Below are 20,780 nucleotides of genomic sequence, written 5' to 3'. Positions count from 1 at the left end.
CGCGCTGCACGAGACCTCCCGAGGCAGCGCCGGCCGGATCGCTACCCCCGCACGCGATCCGGCCGGTCTTCCTTTCCTCTCCGTTTACCTCTCCCCAGTCCCGCGACCAGCGAGCCGGCTATCCGCAGGCGAGCGCGTGGTCTAGATCTGGGCGAAACGCGCCGGGGCCGGTACCGGCGCCGAAGTCGAGGGGAGGAACCGGTGTCGCGCGATGCCATCGGGCGCGAGGCGCCCGGACGAGCCGCTCTCGCACGCTGGGCGCCCGGCCTTGCGGCGCTCCTCGCCTATCGCAGGTCCGATCTCGCGCCCGATCTGCGCGCCGGCCTCGCCGTGGCGGCGGTGGCGATCCCCGTGGGCATCGCCTATGCCGAGCTCGCCGGCTTCCGGCCGGAGGTGGGGCTTTATTCCTGCGTCTTCCCGCTGGTGGCCTATGCGATGTTCGGCTCCTCGCGCCAGCTGGTGCTGGGGCCGGATGCGGCCACCTGCGCGGTGGTGGCCTCGGCCGTGGCGCCGCTGGCGGCGGGCGATCCCGCCACCTATGCCGCGCTGTCGGCGCAGCTGGCGCTCCTGACCGGGGTCATCTGCATCCTCGCCCGCTTCCTCCGGCTCGGCGTGCTGGCGGATTTCCTCTCGCGGCCCATCCTCGTGGGCTTCCTGAACGGCATCGCGCTCACCATCGTGCTCGGCCAGCTGGCCAAGATCACCGGCATCGCGGCGCAGGGCGACCACGTGCTGCGCGCCACCGCCGATCTCGTCCTGCGGCTCGGGGAGACGCATCTGCCCACCCTGCTGGTGGCGCTCGGCGCGTTCGCGCTGATGCTGGCCGGCGGCCGGCTGCTGCCGAAGTTTCCGGCGGCTGTCCTGGCCATGGCGGGGACCGGGCTCGCCGTGTTCCTGCTGGACCTGGACCTGCACGGGGTGAAGACCCTGGGCGCTGTGCCGGCCGGCCTGCCGGGCCTGACGCCGGTGCGGCTCGATCCGGATGCGCTCGCCTCCCTGCTGCCGGCCGCGGGCGGCCTCGCGCTGGTGAGCTTCACCAGCCTGATGCTCACCTCCCGCTCGTTCGCCACCCGCAACGGCTATGAGGTGGACCCGGACCAGGATTTCGCCGCGCTCGGGGCGGCCAACGTGGTGAGCGCGCTGACCCACGGCTTTGCCGTCAGCGGCGCCGATTCGCGCACCGCCATGGCGGACGCGGCGGGCGGGCGCACCCATGCGACCGCCCTGTTCGCGGCGCTGGCGGTGGGGCTGGTGCTCGTTTTCCTCACCGAGCCGCTGCGCTACGTGCCGGTGGCGGCGCTGGGGGCGGTGCTGGTGATGGCCGGCCTCTCCCTCATGGACCGCGCCACCGTCGTGCTCATCGCCCGCGCCGACCGGGGCGAGGCGGTGATCTGCCTGCTGGCGACGCTGGGCGTGGTGATGCTCGGCGCCACCAGGGGCATCCTCGTGGCGGTGGTGCTGGCGCTGCTGCGGTTCCTGCGCTCCACCGCCCGGCCGCGGGTCGAGATCCTCGGCAAGGTGGAGGGGATGCACGGGTTTCATGCCCTCTCCCGGCACCAGACCGCCACCGCCCCTCAGGGCATCATCATCTTCCGCTTCAACGGACCGCTGGTGTTCTTCAATGCCGGCCACTTCCGCCACGCCCTGCTGGCCGCCGCCGGCGCCGGCGCGCCGCGCGCCGTAGTGCTGGATCTGCTGCCGGTGACGGAGGTGGACGTGACCGGCCTGTTCACCCTCAAGGAGCTGACGGACACGCTGGCCGCGCGCGGCATCGCGCTGGTGGGGGCAGGGCGCCAGACCGAATGGCGCAACTGGATGGAGGCGCGCGGCTTCAGTCCCGACGCCATCGAGATCCATCCGACGCTGCGGCAGGCGGTGCGGGCGCTGTCGGAGGCCCCTGCCGCGCCCTCGCCGGCGTCGGACGCCGCATCCGGAACGCCCGACGGTTGATTTGTGTCATGGAACACGCAAGGCTTGCCCGTGCATAGCCTTCACCGATGCCAGCCGGCCGGGCAGGTCCCGGACCGGGTTGCCAAGGGCGGCGGTGCGGGGTTTGCAGAGGGAGACGTTGATGCCGTCCGCGATGCTGGCTGCCGAGGACACCGCCCCACGTCATCAGAAGTATGACCGCCTGATCGCCGCGGCCCGCGCCCTGCCGAAGCTTCGGGTGGCGGTGGCGCACCCCTGCGATGCGGTCTCCCTGGGGGCGGCGCTGGAAGCCGCCGGGCTGGGGCTGGTGGAGCCCATCCTGGTCGGCCCGCCGGCCAAGATCGCCGCCGCCGCCGCTGCGGCGGGCGCCGACATTTCCGCCGTGCGGCAGGTGGCCGCCGCCCACAGCCACGATGCCGCCGCCAAGGCGGTGGAGCTGGTGCGCTGCGGCGAGGCCGACGCCCTCATGAAGGGCTCGCTCCACACCGACGAGCTGATGAGCGCCGTGGTCGCCCGCGACACCGGGCTGCGGACCGCGCGCCGCATCAGCCATTGCTTCGTCATGGATGTCCCGACCCACCCGGATGCGCTGATCGTCACCGACGCGGCCATCAACATCGCGCCGGGTCTGGAGGACAAGCAGCATATCGTCCAGAACGCCATCGAGCTCGCCCACGCCCTGCGGTTCGACGAGGCGCGCGTGGCGGTGCTCTCGGCCATGGAGACGGTGAACCCCAGCGTGCCGTCCACCATCGAGGCCGCGGCCCTGTGCAAGATGGCCGACCGCGGCCAGATCACCGGCGGCATCGTGGACGGGCCCCTGGCGCTCGACAACGCCATCGACCTCGGCTCGGCCGAGATCAAGCACATCCATTCCCCGGTGGCCGGGCGCGCCAACATCCTGGTGGTGCCGGACCTCGAGGCCGGCAACATGCTGGCGAAAAGCCTGTCGTTCCTGGCCGGGGCGGACGCCGCGGGCATCGTGCTCGGGGCGCGGGTGCCGATCATCCTCACCAGCCGGGCCGATTCCAAGACCACCCGCCTCGCCTCGTGCGCCGTCGCCTCGCTGCTGGCCGAGGCGCAGCGGGCGGCCGCGCGGCTGGCGGAGGTCTGAGAGGGGAGGGCCGGTCGTGGCCAGGGTGCAGCTCGTCCTCAACGCCGGATCGTCCTCGCTCAAGTTCCAGGTGTTCCTGGATGACGGCGCGGACGTGCCCAACCGCATCTATCGCGGCCTGTTCGAGGGGCTCGGCACCGATCCCCACTTCAAGGTCAGGGATCACGAGGGCGCCATCGCCGGCGAGGAGCGCTGGCCGCGCGACACCGCATTCGGGTTCGAGGAGGCGCTGGCCCATCTCTCGGACTGGCTGTCCGCCCATCGCGGGGGGCACCAGCTCACCGGCGTCGGCCACCGGGTGGTGCACGGCGGGCCCAACTATACCCACGCGGTGCGGCTTACTCCCGAGATCATCGCCGAGCTGGACACCCTCTCGCCGCTTGCGCCGCTGCACCAGCCGCGCAGCCTGGAGCCCATCCGCATCATCGCCCGGCGGGTGCCGGGCCTGCCGCAGGTGGCGGCATTCGACACCGCCTTCCACCGCACCATGCCGGAGATGGCGCAGCTGTTCGCCATCCCCCAGTCGCTCACCGATGCGGGGGTGAAGCGCTACGGCTTCCATGGCCTGTCCTATGCGTACCTCGCCACCCAATTCCCCAAGGTGGACGAGCGGCTCGCGCGCGGCCGGGTGATCGCCGCGCACCTCGGATCGGGCGCGAGCCTGTGCGCCTACCAGGCCTCGCGCAGCCTTGCCACCACCATGGGCTTCTCGGCCATCGACGGGCTGATGATGGGGACGCGCTGCGGCACCATCGATCCGGGCGTGGTATTCTACCTGCAGCGCGAGCTCGGCATGAGCGCCGCCGAGGCCGAGCATTTCCTCTACACCAAATGCGGCCTCCTCGGCGTCTCCGGCATCTCCAACGACATGCGCGAGCTGCGCGAGCGGGCGGAGGCGGAACCGGGCGCGCGGCGCGCCATCGACCTGTTCGTCTACCGCATCAACCGCGAGGCCGGCTCGCTGGTGGCGGCGCTGGGCGGCATCGACGGGCTCGTCTTCACCGCCGGCATCGGCGAGAATGATCCCGCGACCCGCGCCGAGGTGGTGACCGCCCTGCGCTGGGCCGGCTTCGAGCTCGACGCCGAGGCCAACCGCGCCGGCGCCACGCGCATCACGCGGGGGGACGGGCCGCAGGCCTATGTGATCCCCACCGACGAGGAATGGACCATCGTGCGCGAGATGCGCGCGGTGCTCGCCGAGGGCACGACGTCAATCGAACGGCCGGTCGCGGGCTGAAGGAGGATCGGATGCATCCCCTGGACATGATGAAGGTCTATGGTCGCGTCGCCGAAATCTACCGCCTGCGCCTCGGCGAGGCGGTGGCGGCCTATGGCGAGACCATGCGCGGCGCGGCAAGCGCCTTCGCCACCGCGGTCCGCCCGCAGGACCCCGCCTCCGCCTGGCGCGATACGGTGTCCTACACCTTCGACGCGGCGCAGCGCTCGCTGATCTTCTGGGACACGCTGCGCCAGCGGGGCAACAACTGGATCGCCCACGAGAAGGCCGGCAAGCCGCCGCTGCTCGCCTTCGACTACGAGACCATCGCCGACGCCCGCGCCTTCGCCCGGCCGTGCAACTACGCGCTGGTGCGCATCCTGCCGCCCGACGGCGTGGCGCTGGACCCGGACAAGCGGCCGTTCCTCATCATCGATCCGCGCGCCGGCCACGGGCCGGGCATCGGCGGGTTCAAGGCGGATTCGGAGGTCGGCTTCGCGCTGAAGGCCGGGCATGCCGTCTACATGGTCATCTTCTTCCCCGAGCCGGTGCCCGGGCAGACGCTGGCCGACGTCTCGCTGGCCGAGGCCGAGTTCGTGCGCATCGTGCGCGAGCGCCATCCCACCCGCGACAAGCCGGTGGTGATGGGCAACTGCCAGGGCGGCTGGGCCGCCATGCTGGTGGCGGCGCTCGACCCGGACAACGTGGGGCCCATCGTGGTGAACGGGGCGCCCATGTCCTACTAGGCCGGCAACGATGCCGAAAATCCCATGCGCTACGCCGGCGGCGTGCTCGGCGGCGCGTGGACCGCCTCGCTCGCCAGCGACCTGGGCGGCGGGGTGTTCGACGGCGCCTATCTGGTGGACAATTTCGAGTATCTGAACCCGGCCAACACCTATTTCACCAAGTATTACACGCTCTATTCCAAGGTCGACACCGAGCCGGCGCGCTTCCTGGAGTTCGAGCGCTGGTGGGGCGGCTACTTCCTGATGAACCGGGCCGAGATCAAGTGGATCGTCGAGAACCTGTTCGTCGGCAACAAGCTCGCCGCGGGCAAGGCGGAATGGGCGCCGGGCAAGGCCTTCGACCTGAAGGCGGTGCGCTCGCCCATCATCGTCTTCGCCTCGCTGGGCGACAACATCACCCCGCCGCAGCAGGCCATCAACTGGGTGGCGGACGTCTACCCCACCACGCAGGCGCTCAAGGATGCCGGACAGGTGGTGGTGGGCCTCATGCACCAGTCCATCGGCCACCTGGGCATCTTCGTCTCCGGCGCCATCGCGCGCCGCGAGCATGCGCAGATCGTCGATCTGATCGAGTATGTGGAAGCGCTGGCGCCCGGCCTCTACGGCATGACCATCGAGGAGGATCGCTCCAGCGGCGAGCTGAAGTACGACGTCACCCTCACCGAGCGCCGGGTCGAGGACCTGCGCCTGCTGCAGAAGTACGACCGGCACGACGAGATCCCGTTCGAGGTGGTGGCCAACGTCTCGGAGGTGAACGCGCGGGCCTACGAGACCTTCGTGCACCCCGCCCTCTCGGCGGTGGTGACGCCGGAGATGGGTCGCGTCCTGCGCGCGCTGCATCCGCTGAGGGTGGCGCGCTGGGGCCTGTCGGACCTCAACCCCGCGCTCAAGGCGATGGCCCCGCTCGCCGATTTCGCCCGCAGCCAGCGCACGCCGCGCAACGAGGCCGGTCCGCACGTGGCGGCTGAGACCTTCATGGCGAGCGCCATCACCGCCGGCTGGGACGTGTTCCGCCGCCTGCGCGATGCCACCGTGGAGACCGAGTTCTTCCGTCTCTACGGCACCCTCGCCATGCTCGATCCCGACCTGACGGCGCCCACCAGCACCACGCTGGTGGAACAGGCGCCGGCCGAGGTTTCCGCTGCCCTTGCCGCCATCCGCGAGGGCGGCTTCACCGAGGCGGCGGTGCGCGTCGGCCTGCTGGCGCAGAAGCATGGGGAAGGCCAGCAGCGCCTGTCGGTGCTCAAGCAGATCCGCGAGCTGGTGGGGCAGGAGGTGGGCCTGCTGGCGCTGCCGGCCGACCAGGCCCAGGCCATCATCCGGCGCCAGTCGATCATCGTCGAGCACGCGCCGGACGAGGCGCTCGCCACCCTGCCGGCCCTGCTGCCCACGTCCGAGGCCCGCGCCCATCTCGTGGCGCTGCTGGATCGCCTGTCCACCCACATCGGGTTCGGCCCGGGAACCGCCGCGTTCGTGGCCGAGGTCCGGCAGGTGCTGGCGCCGGTGGCGCAGGTCATTCCCTTCCCGTCGTTCGGGGGGCAGGCGGTATGAGCGCCCCCGGCTCCGCACCGCTCGATCTGCCCGGCGCCGAGCTCCTGGGCTCGGCCCTGAAGGGGCGCAAGGCGCTCGTTCTGGGCATCGCCAACGAGCACTCCATCGCCTACGGCTGCGCCCGCGTGTTCCGCCGGCTCGGCGCCGACCTCGCCATCACCTATCTCAACGACAAGGCGCGGCCCCACGTGGAGCCGCTGGCCGAGGCGCTGGGGGCCAGCATCATCGCCCCCTGCGACGTGAGCCGGGCAGGTGACCTGGAGGCGGTGTTCGCGCGCATCGGCGCGGAATGGGGCGGGCTCGACATAGCGCTCCATTCCATCGCCTTCGCGCCGAAGGAAGACCTTCAGGGACGGCTGGTGGATTCCTCCGCCGAGGGCTTCGGGCTCGCCATGGACATCTCCTGCCATTCCTTCATCCGCATGGCGCGTCTCGCCGAGCCGCTGATGCCGGCGGGCGGCACGCTCCTGGCCATGAGCTACCACGGCGCCGACAAGGTGGTGCCCAACTACAACCTGATGGGCCCGGTGAAGGCGGCGCTGGAGAGCACGGTGCGCTACCTCGCGTTCGAGCTGGGGCAGAAGGACATCCGCGTCCACGCCGTCTCGCCCGGCCCGCTGAAGACCCGCGCGGCGTCCGGCCTCAAGGACTTCGACGTGCTGCTGGCGGAGGCGACCCAGCGCGCGCCCATCGGAGAGCTGGTGGATATCGACGACGTGGGCCTGACCACCGCCTTCCTCGCGACGCCGTTCGCGCGGCGCCTCACCGGCATGACCGTTTACGTGGACGGCGGGCTTTCCATCATGGCGTGACCGTCCGGGCGCCCTCCCCAAAAGGGGTGATCGGGGATAAGCTCATGCCGGAACCGTTGATCGGGGCGGCCGGCCCGGGGGATAGGGGCGGGCCTTGGTCCCGGTCTCGGGATTGCGTCATCACGGAGCAGGGTGCCGCGGAGACGGCGCCTGCATGACCGGGGGAAACGACATGGAGCGCGCCATCCTGCCTCGCGCGGCAACGCCTTCGCTCGTGCGCGCCCGCTTCGCGGGCCCCGTCCGGGCGGCCTGCGGCGCCTTCGCCGCGCTTGCACTGCTCGCCGCCCCCGCGGCCGGCCAGCAGCCGGGCGCGATCCCGGTGGGCGTGGTGCCCGCCACCCTCCAGCCGGTCTCCGATGCGCAGGAGTTCGTGGGGCGCGTCGAGGCGCCCGAGCGGGTGGACATCCGCGCCCGGGTGAAGGGCATGCTGGAAGCCGTGCTGTTCACCGAGGGCGAGACGGTGAAGGAAGGCCAGCCGCTCTACCGCATCGAGAAGCCGCCGTTCGAGGCCGACGTGCAGCAGGCCACCGGCGAGGTGGAACGCGCCAGGGCGGCCCTGAGCCTCGCCAAGATCCAGCGCGAGCGCGCCGAGGAGCTGCTGGCGCGCAATGCCGGCACCGCGGTGGCCAAAGACCAGGCGGTGGCCGGCGAGGAGTCCGCCAAGGGCGCCCTGCTGACCGCCGAGGCCGCGCTGAACACCGCGAAGATCAATCTCGGCTACACCGACATCGCCTCGCCCATCGCCGGCCGCATCGGCCGCACCGCCTTCACCCGCGGTCACATCATCGGCCCGGAGAGCGGCCCGCTGGCCACCGTGGTGAGCCAGAACCCCATGTATGTCACCTTCCCGGTCAGCCAGCGCGATTACCAGGCCGCGCAGAAGGACGAGGGGAAGGTCGACCTCTCCAATGTGGAGGTGCGCGTCAAGTTTCCCGACGGGACGGTGTATGACCAGGTCGGCAAGATCAATTTCGTGGACGTCTCCGTCAGCCGCAGCACCGATACCGTCATCCTGCGCGCCGACGTGCCCAACCCCTCCGGCAGGCTGGTGGACGGGCAGCTGGTGCGTGTCGAGCTGAAGGCCGGCACGCCGGAAGAGCGGATCGTGGTGCCGCAGGCGGCGCTGATCGCCGATCAGGGCGGCATCTATGTGTTCGTGGTGGAGGACGGCAAGGCGGTGGTCCGCCGGGTCAAGATCGGCGGCAACGTCGGCGCCAACGCCGTGGTCTCCGACGGGCTGAAGGCCGGCGAGCCGGTGATCGTGGAGGGCTTCGAGGCGCTGCGCCCCGGCGCCGCCGTGCGCGCCACCCCGGCCACCGGCCTGAAGGGCTGAGCCCATGCTCTCCTCCGTCTTCGTCGACCGCCCGCGGCTCGCCATCGTCATCGCCATCGTGACGGTGATCGCCGGCCTCCTGTCCCTGCTCGCCATTCCGGTGGCGCAGTATCCGGACATCATCCCGCCGCAGGTGTCGGTGACCACCTTCTACCCCGGCGCCTCCGCCGAGGTGGTGGATTCCACCGTGGCCCAGCCGATCGAGGCGCAGGTGGTGGGCGTGGACAAGCTCATCTACATGAAGAGCGTCTCCGGCGACGACGGCTCCTACACGCTGACCGGCTCGTTCGAGCTCGGCACCGATCCGGACATCAACACCGTCAACATGAACAACCGGGTGCAGGTGGCGCTGTCCAAGCTGCCGGAGGACGTGAAGCGCCAGGGCGTGACGGTGAAGAAGAAGTCGTCGGCGCTGCTCGGCGTGCTCGCCATCTCCTCGCCGAAGAAGACCTACGATCCGCTCTATATCTCCAACTACGTCACCATCAACATCCTGGACGAGCTGAAGAGCATTCCCGGCGTCGGCGACGCCTCGCTCTGGGGCCCGCAGGACTACGCCATGCGCGCCTGGGTGAAGACCGATCGCCTCACCGGCCTGAACCTCACCACCCAGGACGTGGTGAACGCCATCAAGGCGCAGAACATCCAGGCGGCGGTGGGGCGCATCGGCGCGCGGCCCATTTCCGACGACCAGCAGCTGCAGCTGAACCTGCGCACCAAGGGTCGCCTGTCCAGCGTCGAGGATTTCGAGAAGATCGTCCTCAGGACCAATCCGGACGGCTCGGTGCTGCGGCTCGGCGATGTGGCGCGGCTCGAGCTCGGCGCCGCCAACCTCGACCGCGAGACCCTGTTCAACGGCGGCCCGGCGGCGGTGCTGGCGCTCTACCAGTCGCCCGGCGCCAACGCCATCACCACCATCAACGCCGTCCGCACGCGCATGGACGAGCTGGCAAAGGCCTTCCCCGACGATCTCGCCTGGAAGATCACCTACGACCCCACCGTCTTCGTCACCGACACCATTCACGAAGTGCAGAAGACGCTGATCGAGGCGTTCATCCTCGTGGTGCTGGTGGTCTACCTCTTCCTCGGCTCGTTCCGCGCCACGCTGATCCCGACGCTGGCGGTGCCGGTGAGCCTGATCGGCACCTTCATCGTGCTGAACGCCATCGGCTATTCGGCCAACACTGTGTCGCTGCTCGCCATCGTGCTCGCCATCGGCATCGTGGTGGACGACGCCATCGTGGTGGTGGAGAACGTCGAGCGGGTGATGGAGGAGCATCCCGAGCTCTCCCCCGCCGACGCCACCAAGAAGGCCATGGCGGAGATCACCGCCCCCATCATCGCCATCACTTTGGTGCTGCTCTCGGTGTTCGTGCCGGTGGCCTTCATCCCCGGCATCTCGGGCGAATTGTTCCGCCAGTTCGCCATCACGGTGGCGGTGGCCATGTTCCTCTCGGCCATCAACGCGCTCACCCTCTCGCCGGCGCTGTGCGCCATCCTGCTGAAGCCGTCGCACGGGCCGAAGAAGGGGCCCATCGGCTATGTCATGCGCGTCATCGACAAGGTGCGCGATGCCTATGGCGCGGCGGTGGCGCGGCTCGTGCGCTTTTCGCTCATCGGCCTCGTGTGCGTGTTCGTGGCCTCGGGCGGCATCTTCGCTTTGTCGAAGGTGACGCCCACCGGCTTCCTGCCGGAGGACGACCAGGGCGCCTTCTTCGTGGTCGTGCAACTGCCCGGCGGCGCCTCTGTGGGCCGCACCACCGACGTGATCCGCAAGGCCGAGGCGCTGCTGAAGGAAGAGCACACGGTGGAGGACTACACCTCCGTCATCGGCCTCAACTTCATCGACAATTATTCCCAGCCCAACGCCGCCTTCATCGTCGTGACCATGAAGCCGTTCGAGGACCGCAAGGGCAAGGGCGACAGCGCCAATGCCGTGCTCGCCCGCCTCGGCGAGAAGATGCGGATGATCCCCGGCGGCACGGTGGTGCCGCTCGGGCCGCCGCCCATCGTCGGGCTGGGCACCGGCGGCGGCTTCTCCTTCGTGCTGCAGGACCTGCGGGCGGGCGATCCGAAGGTGCTGGCGCAGGTGCTGCGCGGCCTGCTCATCGCCGCCAACCAGGACCCGCGCCTCACCCCGCGTGTTCTCCACCTATTCGGCCACCAACCCCTCGATCCAGCTCGATATCGACCGCGACAAGGCGCAGGTGCTGGGCGTGCCGCTCGACAGCGTGTTCGCCGCGCTGCAGACCTCGCTGGGCGGGCTCTATGTCAACGACATGAACCTCTATGGCCGCACCTGGCAGGTGCAGGTCCAGGCGGAGGGCGAGGATCGCAAGAGCGTCGACGACATCTACCGCATCCACGTGCGCAACAATCAGGGCGAGATGATCCCGCTGCGCTCCATCGTCGAGGTGCGGGTGGAGGTGGGGCCGCCGGCGCTGATCCGCTACAACAACAAGCGGGCAGTGACCGTGCAGGGCACCCCGGCGCCGGGGATCTCCTCCGGCCAGGCGCTCGCCGCCATGGACGAGGTGGCCGCCAAGACGCTGCCGCAGGGCTTCTCCGGCGCGTGGACCGACACCTCGTTCCAGGAGAAGCGGGCGGAGGGCAAGACCGGCACCATCCTCGCGTTCGCGGTGCTGTTCGCCTTCCTGTTCCTGGTGGCGCTGTATGAAAGCTGGTCCATCCCGGTGCCGGTGCTGCTCTCGGTGACGGTGGGCATGCTGGGTGCCTATGCCGCCATCGTCATCGGCCAGCTCACCCTCGATCTCTACGGGCAGATCGGCATGATCGTGCTGATCGGTCTCGCCGCCAAGAACGGCATCCTCATCGTCGAGTTCGCCAAGGAGCGGCGCGAGCGCGGCGAGGACCTGCTGGTGGCGGCCACCGAAGGCTCGCGCCTCAGGTTCCGGCCGGTGATGATGACCTCGCTCGCCTTCATCCTCGGGCTCTACCCGCTGGTGGTGGCGCAGGGCGCGGCGCAGATGGCGCGGCAGAACGTGGGCACGCCGGTGTTCGGCGGCATGATCGCCGCCTCCTTCCTCGGCATCTTCGTGATCCCGCCGCTGTACGTGATGTTCCAGGGCCTGCGCGAGAAGCTGCGGCCGGGCGCCCGCCCCAAAACGAGCGCGCCGCCCGCCACGCCGGCGGAAGGCGGCGGCGCTCACTGACGGCAGGCGCCACGGGAAGGGGCTGAGGAACGGGCTCCGGCCTCAGGCCGCCCCGCCGCGTATGGCTGCGGCGGCCGCAATCCGTGGGGCGGCGGCAGCCGCCTTGCCGCACTGCAGCAGGGCGCGCATACTGGTCGTCCATTTTTTGGATCTTTTCCCGGGAATTTCAGCCATGCCTTTGAAGGAAGAGGATATTCAGGCCGGCAAGTGCTACAAGACGAAGGGCACCGAGAACTACAAGGTGGTGTCCATCACGCGCGGCATCGTCACCTACCAGACCTGGACCTCGCCGCTGCGCATCAACGTGGGCGTCAAGCAGTTCGCGGATGCGGTCTACAAGGAAGTGCCCTGCCCGAAATAGCCCGGCGCGGCCTCCGTCACGCAGCGAGCAGGCGCGGTCCATGCTCCTTCCCCGGGAGGGCCGGGCCTGTGCGGCATTGCGGCATCGACGGCGCGCGGAAGCGGCGGTATAGCTGACGGAACGCGCACAGAGAACGTTTACGGTGCTGTCGGTCGTCATCGCAACGCACAATTCCGAGCGCCAGCTTGTGCCCGTCCTGTCCGCTCTGGTGCAGGGCGTGACGGCCGGCATCCTGCGCGACGTCACGCTGGTGGACCACGGCTCCACCGACGGCACCGCCACCATCGCCGACGCGGCGGGGTGCGCGTTCCTCCAGTCGGTGAGCGACATGGGCATGCGCCTCAGGCAGGGGGCGGCGCAGTCGCGCGGCAGCTGGCTTCTGTTCCTGTCCGATCGCTCGATCCTGGAAGAGGGCTGGGCGCGCGAGGTCACCGCCTTCATCGAGACGGTGGAACGGCGCGGCCAGGCCGAGCGCATGGCCGGCACCTTCCGGCTGGCGGTGGATGGCTACGGCCTCGGCCCGCGTTTGGGCGAGGCGATGGCGGTGGCGCGCCTCGCCCTGTTCGGCCTGCCGGAGCCGGGGCAGGGACTGCTCATCGCCCACCGGAATTACGACCGCCTCGGCGGGCATCCCGCCGGGGGGCGGGCGGAACGACGCTTCCTCTCGCGCATCGGCCGACGCCGCATTCACCTGCTGCGGCCGCATGTGCTGCTGCCGGCTACCGCCGCCTGATCGCGCCCCAGCCGTCGCCGGGGCAAACCGCGCTGGACCGGCCGTTTCTTTGCGGTGCGTTCCCCAAACACCCCCTTGGCGAACGCCACAGCTTTGCGCATAGATGTCGATGCGGGGTCGGGCCAGCTGCTTTTCAGATGAGGCAGCGGGCACCGGTCGGTCATTTCTCGTGAGGAGGCCGGTCGAACGATCTGCGGGCGGAAGCCGGCGCGGGTGGAAAGCCCCGCGCGGCATGCTCCCTTACCGCGGCGCGCGCCCCGCCTTCCCTAACGGTGCCTTGCACCGAGGGAGCGGTCCATGGACCTTATCCGTCGTCTCCGTCATATCGGCCCGGCGCTGTGCCTTGCCGCTGCCGCGCTTGCCGCGCCGATCCTCGCGCCCGCCGCCGGGCATGCGCAGGAGCGCGAGTGGGCAGCCGGCCAGCTGCTGGCGCAGGTGCAGCGCCCGGCGGCGCCGGTGCCTTCCGCCACCCCCGCGCAGGCGCCGCAGGCACAGACCCCGCTGCCGCCCCGGCCGGCGAGCCTGAAGACCTTCCAGCGCTCCGACCTGATCAGCGGCCAGCGCCGCTATGAGCGCTACCTCCGGCGCGAGGTCTTCGCGCCCACCCAGCCGCTCGAAAAGGTGCGCCGCGACGCCGCCCAGGCCATGCAGCGCAACGATGCCCGCGCCGCGGCCGAGCTTTATGCCAGCCTCGCGGTGGCGCAGGCGCAGGACGCCGCGGTGTGGCTGCGGCTCGCCCGCGCGCTCGCCGCCATCAAGCCGAACGACGACGAGGATGCCTCCTCCTTCGTCGATAACGCGCTGGCCGCCGCCTATATCTCCTACCGCCGCGCGGCGACGCGCGCGGAGGAGGGCGAGGCGCTCTCCTTCATCGGCCATGTCTATGCCGACAGGCGCCTGTGGAACGCCGCCATCGACACCATTAAGGTCGCCATCGAGCTGCGCGACAACGCCGCCGACCGCACCTTCCTGGACAAGCTGAAGGAGGAGCACGGCTTCCGCCTCGTGGACTACACGGTGGAATCCGACGCAGCCGCGCCGCGCGCCTGCGTGCAGTTCTCCGAGGACCTCGCCGCCAACATCGACTTCGCAGCCTTCGTGCAGGTGGGTGGCATCGACAAGCCGGCCATCTCGGGGGAGGCGCGGCAGATCTGCGTGGACGGCCTGAAGCACGGCGAGCGCTACCGGCTCGCAGTGCGGCCGGGCATCCCCTCCGTCACCGGCGAGAAGCTGCGCAAGGCCACCGAGCTTTCCATCTATGTGCGCGACCGCCAGCCCTCGGTGCATTTCAGCGGCCGCAACTACGTGCTGCCGCGCACGGGCCAGAAGGGCATCCCCATCACCTCGGTCAACACCCGAGCGGTGAAGATCAACATCCTGCGCATCGGCGACCGGGGCCTCGTGCCCACCGCCATCCAGGGCGAGTTCCGCCAGGGGCTGGAGAGCTACACCCGCGAGCGCCTCGCCGACGGCACCGCCATCGCCATCTTCAACGGCACGCTGGAGGTGGACAATCCGCTGAACGTGGACGTCACCACCGCCGTGCCGGTCACCGAGGCGGTCGGCAAGCTGGAGCCGGGCGTCTACGTGATGACCGCTTTGCCGGAGGCCACCGGCAACGACGATGACTTCTCCACCCTCGCCACCCAGTGGTTCATCGTCTCCGACCTCGGCCTCACCGCGCTCTCGGGCACCGACGGCGTGCATGTGCTGGTGCGCGCGCTGGGCACCGCCGAGCCGGTAGCGGGAGCGGAGGTTCGCCTGATCGCCCGTTCCAACGAGGTGCTGGGCACCGTCCGCACCGACGCCAGCGGCTATGCCCGCTTCGATGCCGGCCTCTCGCGCGGGCCGGCGGGCCTCGGCCCGGAGGCGGTGGCGGCGCGCAGCGATGACGGCGACTATGCCTTCCTCTCCCTGCGCGAGACCGCCTTCGACCTGACCGACCGCGGCGTGTCGGGCAGCGAGGAGCCGGGCGCGCTCGACGCCTTCATGGCCACCGAACGCGGCGTCTACCGTTCCGGCGAGACGGTGCATTTCACCATCCTGCTGCGCAACGCCAAGGGCGATGCGGTGCCCAACCTGCCGTTGACCATCCAACTCGTGCGGCCGGACGGCGTCGCCGATCGCCGGATGGTGGTCACCGACCAGGGCGCCGGAGGCCGCATCCTCGACGTGGCGCTGCTGAAGGGCGCCATGACCGGCACCTGGCGCGCGAAGGCGCTGACCGATCCCAAGGCGCCCGCTGTTGGCGAGGTGACCTTCCTGGTCGAGGACTATGTGCCCGACCGGGTGGAGTTCGACCTGACCGCCCGCGAGACGCGCCTGCCGCGCAACCGCCCGGCCGAGGTGCTGGTGGACGGCCGCTTCCTGTTCGGCGCACCCGCCGCCGGCATCGACGTTGAGGCCGAGACCGAGCTGCGCGCCGCCGCCGAGCGTCCCGGCTTCACCGGCTTCCGCTTCGGCAATGCCGAGGACGAGGTGCTGGCCGAGCGCCAGCCCGTGGCCGACGCGCCGCGCACCGACCCGCGCGGCAAGGCCAGCATCCGCCTCGTCGCCGGCGAGCTGCCGCGCACCGCCCGTCCGCTGGAGATGGCGGCCTTCGTGCGGCTGGTGGAGAGCGGCGGCCGCGCGGTCCAGCGCACCATCGTGCTGCCGGTGGCGCCGGCGGGCAGCCAGATCGGCGTGAAGCCGCTGTTCTCCGAGCGCGTGCGCGAGGGCGATCAGGCGGCGTTCGACGTGGTGGTGGCCGGCACCGACGACAAGCTGCTCGCCGCCCCCGGCCTCAGCTGGAAGCTCTCCCGCGTGGAGACCCGCTACCAGTGGTACCGCGTGAGCGGATCGTGGGACTACGAGCCGGTGAAGATCGTCACCCGCGTCGGCGAGGGGCGGCTCGAGACCCGCGCCGACGGCCCGGCCCGCCTGACCGTGCCGACGGAGTACGGCCGCTACCGGCTCGAGATTTCCGGCGACGGGCTGCCGCTCACCAGCACCACGTTCGAGGCCGGCTTCGGCGGCGGCGCCAGCGCCGATACGCCGGACCGGCTGGAGCTGACCCTCGACCGCGCCGCCTACGCGGCCGGCGACACGCTCACCGCCACCGTCACCGCCCGCGCGGCCGGCACCGCCACCGTGCTGGTGCTGAACCAGGGGCTGTTGGAGCAGAAGGTGCTGAAGGTGGAGCCGGGCGCCAACAAGGTGGCGTTCCAGGTGGGCGCCGGCTGGGGGCCCGGCGCCTACGCGGTCGCCTTCATGCACCGCCCGCTCGACGTGGCGGCAAGCCGGATGCCCGGGCGCGCCATCGGCCTCGCGTGGTTCTCGGTGGACCGCGACGCCCGCACCCTGAAGGTGGAGCTCTCCCCGCCGCAGCAGGTGCGGCCGAACACCACTCTCGCCGTGCCGGTGCGCGTCACCGGCCTCGCGGCGGGAGAGAAGGCCTATGTCACCGTTGCCGCGGTGGACGTGGGCATCCTCAACCTCACCGGCTACAAGCCTCCGGCGCCGGACCAGACCGTGTTCGGCCAGCGGCGCCTGTCGCCGGAGATCCGCGACTTCTACGGCGCGCTGATCGACGGCATGCAGGGCGCGGCGGGACGGCTGCGCTCCGGCGGCGACGGCGGCGAGCAGGCCATGCTGGCGAGCCCGCCCAGCGGCCCGCCGCTGGCCCTGTTCTCCGGCCTCGTGGAGGTGGGTGCCGACGGCGCCGCCACCGTCAATTTCCCCGTGCCGGCGTTCGATGGCACCGCGCGGGTGATGGCGATCGCCTGGAGCGCGGGCAAGCTCGGCCATGCGGCGACCGACGTGGTGGTGCGCGACAAGGTGGTGATGCTCGCCACCCTGCCGCGCTTCCTCGCGGCCGGTGACCGCTCCAGCCTCAACCTCGACCTCACCAACGTGGAGGCGCCGGACGGCGACTACCGGCTCGATGTCTCCGCCACCGGCGCGGCCGTGGTGAGCGCGCCGGCAGCGCCGGTGACGCTGGCGGCCAAGCAGCGCCAGTCGGTGCGCCTGTCGCTGGAGGGGCGCGGCGCCGGCCCGGCGACGGTCACCGCGCGCCTGAGCGGGCAGGGGCTCGACATCGTGCGCACCTACGAGATGATGGTGCGCCCGGCCTATCCGGACATCGAGCGGCGCACCGTGCGCAATCTCGCGCCGGGGGAGAGCATCGCGGTCTCGCGTGATCTGCTCGCCGATCTCCTGCCGGGCACCGGCAGCGTGGCGGTAAGCGTGACGCCCTCCAGCACCATCGACGTGCCGGCCCTCCTCGCCGCCCTCGACCGCTACCCGTATGGCTGCACCGAGCAGGTGACGAGCCGGGCGCTGCCGCTGCTCTCCTATAACGAGCTCGGCGTGCTGGTGGGCCGCGCGGCCGATCCGGAAGCGGACCAGCGCATCCGCGACGCCATCGTGCGGGTGCTGGCGCGGCAGGGCTCGGACGGCTCGTTCGGCCTATGGACCGCCGGTGGCACCGACATCTGGCTCGACGCCTACGTGGGCGATTTCCTGACCCGGGCGAAGGAGAAGGGCTTCGCGGTGCCGGAGCAGGCGTTCGCCCTCGCCCTCGACCGGCTGCGCAACGTGGTGAACCTCTCCGGCGCCGACCTGCGCTCGCAGAGCGAGGGCATCGCCTATGCCCTCTACGTGCTGGCGCGCAACGGCCGCGCGCCGCTGGGCGACCTGCGCTATCTGGCCGACACGCGGCTGAAGGACCTCGCGACCCCGCTGGCCAAGGGGCAGGTGGGCGCCGCGCTCGCGCTGCTGGGGGATCGCGGCCGCGCCGAGCGGGCCTTCAACGTGGCGCTGGACGGGCTGCCGGCCAATCCCGGCGCCCCGGTGGCGGGCCGGTCCGACTTCGGCTCGGTGCTGCGCGATGCGGCTGCCCTCACCGTGCTTGCGCGCGAGGCCGGCCTCGACAAGCTGGCCGACGTGGCGCTGGCGCGGGTGGACGCGGCACGGGTGCGCACCGAGCGTACCTCCACGCAGGAGAATGCGTGGCTGGTGCTCGCCGCCCGCACCCTCGTCGCCAGCGCCGCCAACATGGCGCTGGACGTCAACGGCGGGCTCGCGCGCGGGCCGTTCGGCCGCAAGCTGTCGCGGACGGACCTCGACGCCGGCCCGCTGGTGCTGCGCAATGCCGGAACCGAGCCGGTGAAGGTGGTGATCGGGGTGAACGGCGCCCCGCTCGCGCCCGAGCCGCCGGTGGCCAAGGGCTTCACCCTGGAGCGGCGCTACTTCACCCTCGACGGCAAGCCGGCGGATCCCTCCAAGGCGGTGCAGAACCAGCGCTTTGCCGTGGTGCTCTCGTTCAGCGAGGCGCAGAGCGCGCTGGCCGACGTGCTGCTGGTGGACTACCTGCCGGCCGGCTTCGAGATCGAGAACCCGAGCCTGGTGCAGGGCGGCGACGGCGGCTTCACCTGGCTCGACGAGACCAGCGAGGCCGGCCACGTGGAGTTCCGCGATGACCGCTTCGTCGCCTCGGTGACGCGGCAGGAAGGCGACGACACCTTCATCGTCGCCTACACGGTGCGCGCCGTCTCGCCCGGCCGCTACGCCCACCCGCCCGCGGTGGTGGAGGACATGTACCGGCCCGAGCGGTTCGCCCGCACGGCGGCCGGCACCATGGAGGTCGCACCCGCCCGATGAACGCGCCGGCACCATCCGGACCGGACGGGCCCGCTCCCGTCGCGCCGGCTCCGGCCGCGCCGGAGGCGCCTGCGTCCCACGCGGCCATCCCCCCGCCACGGCCGCGCCGGGGCTGGCGGTGGCTGGCCGCCGGCGTGGCGCTGGCCGCAGCCTTGGTCGCGGGCGGCGGCTGGGCCGGGCTCGCCCATGTGCGGGCGAAGGCGCCGCCGCCACCGGAGCCGGCCGTCTCCGCCGAGGTGGTGGATCGGGAGGGACGCCTTTTGCGCCCCTTCGCCCTGCCGGACGGCCGCTGGCGCCTCGCCGCCGGGGTGGCGGACGTGGACCCGCGCCTCGTGGCCATGATCCTCGCCTATGAGGATCGCCGCTTCGCCCGGCATGGCGGCGTGGACGCGCTGGCGCTGCTGCGCGCCGCCGGCCAGGCCGCCACCTCGCTGCGGGTGGTCTCGGGCGGCTCCACGCTGACCATGCAGGTGGCCCGCCTCACCCTGCCGCCGCGCGCGCGCACCCTTCCTGCCAAGCTCGCCCAGATGCGCCGCGCGCTGGAGCTGGAGGCGCGGCTTTCCAAGGACGAGATCCTCGGCCTCTATCTCACGCTCGCGCCCTATGGCGGTAACATCGAGGGGGTGCGCGCCGCCTCCCTCACCTATCTGGGCAAGGAGCCGCGCCGGCTGACCCTCGGCGAGGCGGCCCTGCTGGTGGCGCTGCCCCAGTCGCCCGAGGCCCGCCGTCCCGACCGCTTCGCCGAGCGCGCCCGTGCCGCCCGCGACCGGGTGCTGGACCGGCTGCTGGCACAGGGCCTGCTGGCGGCGGACGAGGTGCGCCTCGCCAAGGCCGAGCCGATCCCCTCGGTCCGCCGCCCCATGCCGCAGCTCGCGCCCCACCTCGCGGTGGATCTGGTGGCGCAGCGGCCGACCGCCCCGCGCCACCTGAGCACCCTCGACGCGCCCTTGCAGGAACGGCTGGAGGATCTGGTGCGCGAGCGCACCCGTGCGCTCGGCCGCGGCCTGTCCGCCGCCATCGTGGTGATGGACAACGACAGCGCCGAGGTGCGCGCCTATGTGGCCGCCGCCGACTTCTTCGACCGCGCCCGCGCCGGTGAGGTGGATCTCGCCCGCGCGGTGCGCTCGCCGGGCTCGACGCTCAAGCCCTTCATCTATGCGCTCGCCTTCGAGGACGGCATCGCCCATCCCGAGACGCTGATCGAGGATCGGCCTGCCCGCTTCGGCGCCTGGCGGCCGGAGAATTTCGACCGCAGCTTCCAGGGCACGCTGTCGGTGCGCAAGGCGCTGCAACTGTCCCTCAACGTGCCGGCGGTGCGGCTGCTGGAGGCGGTGGGGCCGCAGCGGCTCGCCACCCGCATGCAGCAGGCCGGCGCCCGGCTGGAGCTGCCGCCCGGTGCCGCGCCGGCGCTGCCCATGGGGCTCGGCGGTGTCGGCATCCGCCTCGTGGACCTGACCATGCTTTATGGCGCTCTGGCCCATGGCGGCGAGGCGCGGCCGCTGGTCTACCGGCGCGATGCCGGCGCGCTCGCCGCTCCCCGCCGGGCGATGCTGGTGGATCAGGTGGCGGCCTGGTACGTGGGCCAGTGCCTCCTCGGCACGCCGGCGCCCGAGAATGCGCTGGGCGGGCGCATCGCCTTCAAGACCGGCACGTCCTACGGCTATCGCGACAGCTGGGCCGTGGGTTTCGACGGCCGCCGCACGGTGGGTGTGTGGGTGGGCCGGCCGGACGGGCAGGCGGTGCCGGACCTGACCGGCCGCGCCGCCGCCGCGCCGCTGCTGTTCGACGCCTTCGCGCGCATCGTGCGCACGCCGGCGACCCTGGGCCCGGCGCCGCGCGGCGCGGTCATGGCGGTGAATGCGCGCTTGCCGCCGCCGCAGCGCCATTTCGGCCGCACGCGGCAGGAGGACGCGCTTCAGGTGGTCTATCCGCCTGACGGGGCGCGCGTTTCCGGCACCGATGTCGATACGCTGGCGCTGAAGGTGGATGGCGGCACCTTTCCCGTCACCCTGCTTTTGGACGGCCAGCCGGTGGCGCGGGTGGAGGATCGCGGCCCGCTGTTCTGGGCGCCGCGCGGCCGCGGCTTCGCGCGCCTCACTGTGATCGACGCAGCCGGTCTGTCCGACAGCGTGACGGTGCGGGTGGAGTAGGCGCAAAAAAGAAAGTCCCGCG

The 20,780-nt window shown here is 71.5% G+C and carries 9 protein-coding genes and 2 pseudogenes; all 11 read left to right on the top strand.

Going from position 1 to position 20,780, the window contains the following annotated elements; genetic code table 11:
* Positions 1–201 precede the first annotated feature (201 nt).
* Positions 202–1,950 (top strand): SulP family inorganic anion transporter, encoded by a 1,749-nt coding sequence (locus tag V5F49_RS06090; RefSeq protein ID WP_394115985.1) that lies wholly within the window; start codon positions 202–204, stop codon positions 1,948–1,950.
* Positions 1,951–2,071: 121 nt separating this feature from the next.
* Positions 2,072–3,043 (top strand): phosphate acetyltransferase, encoded by a 972-nt coding sequence (locus tag V5F49_RS06085; RefSeq protein WP_394115986.1) that lies wholly within the window; start codon positions 2,072–2,074, stop codon positions 3,041–3,043.
* Positions 3,044–3,059: 16 nt separating this feature from the next.
* Positions 3,060–4,280, top strand: a complete 1,221-nt coding sequence (locus V5F49_RS06080) for an acetate/propionate family kinase (protein ID WP_394115987.1) — start codon at positions 3,060–3,062, stop codon at positions 4,278–4,280.
* A pseudogene (locus V5F49_RS06075) lies at positions 4,205–6,556 on the top strand (DUF3141 domain-containing protein). Before V5F49_RS06080 ends, V5F49_RS06075 begins: the two are co-directional and overlap by 76 nt.
* Positions 6,553–7,368 (top strand): enoyl-ACP reductase FabI, encoded by an 816-nt coding sequence (fabI, locus tag V5F49_RS06070; RefSeq protein ID WP_394115988.1) that lies wholly within the window; start codon positions 6,553–6,555, stop codon positions 7,366–7,368. The pseudogene V5F49_RS06075 and the gene fabI overlap by 4 nt, the downstream one beginning before the upstream one ends.
* A gap of 154 nt (positions 7,369–7,522) precedes the next feature.
* Positions 7,523–8,701 (top strand): efflux RND transporter periplasmic adaptor subunit, encoded by a 1,179-nt coding sequence (locus V5F49_RS06065; protein ID WP_394115989.1) that lies wholly within the window; start codon positions 7,523–7,525, stop codon positions 8,699–8,701.
* Positions 8,702–8,705: 4 nt separating this feature from the next.
* Positions 8,706–11,874: pseudogene (locus V5F49_RS06060) on the top strand (efflux RND transporter permease subunit).
* Positions 11,875–12,046: 172 nt separating this feature from the next.
* A complete protein-coding gene (locus V5F49_RS06055; protein WP_394115990.1) occupies positions 12,047–12,235 on the top strand; it encodes a hypothetical protein in 189 nt (62 codons plus the stop codon).
* A gap of 142 nt (positions 12,236–12,377) precedes the next feature.
* On the top strand, positions 12,378–12,968 hold the full coding sequence (locus tag V5F49_RS06050) for a glycosyltransferase (protein WP_394115991.1): 591 nt from the start codon (positions 12,378–12,380) through the stop codon (positions 12,966–12,968).
* A gap of 297 nt (positions 12,969–13,265) precedes the next feature.
* The gene (locus V5F49_RS06045) at positions 13,266–18,608 is read left to right on the top strand and encodes an alpha-2-macroglobulin family protein (RefSeq protein WP_394115992.1); all 5,343 of its coding nucleotides are present in this window, start codon (positions 13,266–13,268) and stop codon (positions 18,606–18,608) included.
* Complete coding sequence (gene pbpC / locus V5F49_RS06040; protein ID WP_394115993.1) at positions 18,605–20,758, top strand: penicillin-binding protein 1C; 2,154 nt, start codon at positions 18,605–18,607, stop codon at positions 20,756–20,758. The genes V5F49_RS06045 and pbpC overlap by 4 nt, the downstream gene beginning before the upstream one ends.
* The last annotated feature ends 22 nt before the right edge of the window (positions 20,759–20,780 follow it).

This window comes from Xanthobacter lutulentifluminis, from assembly GCF_043194675.2.
GTDB lineage: Bacteria > Pseudomonadota > Alphaproteobacteria > Rhizobiales > Xanthobacteraceae > Xanthobacter.
Note: the sequence above shows the minus strand (reverse complement) of the source record. Positions and strands in the feature narration are given on the sequence as shown.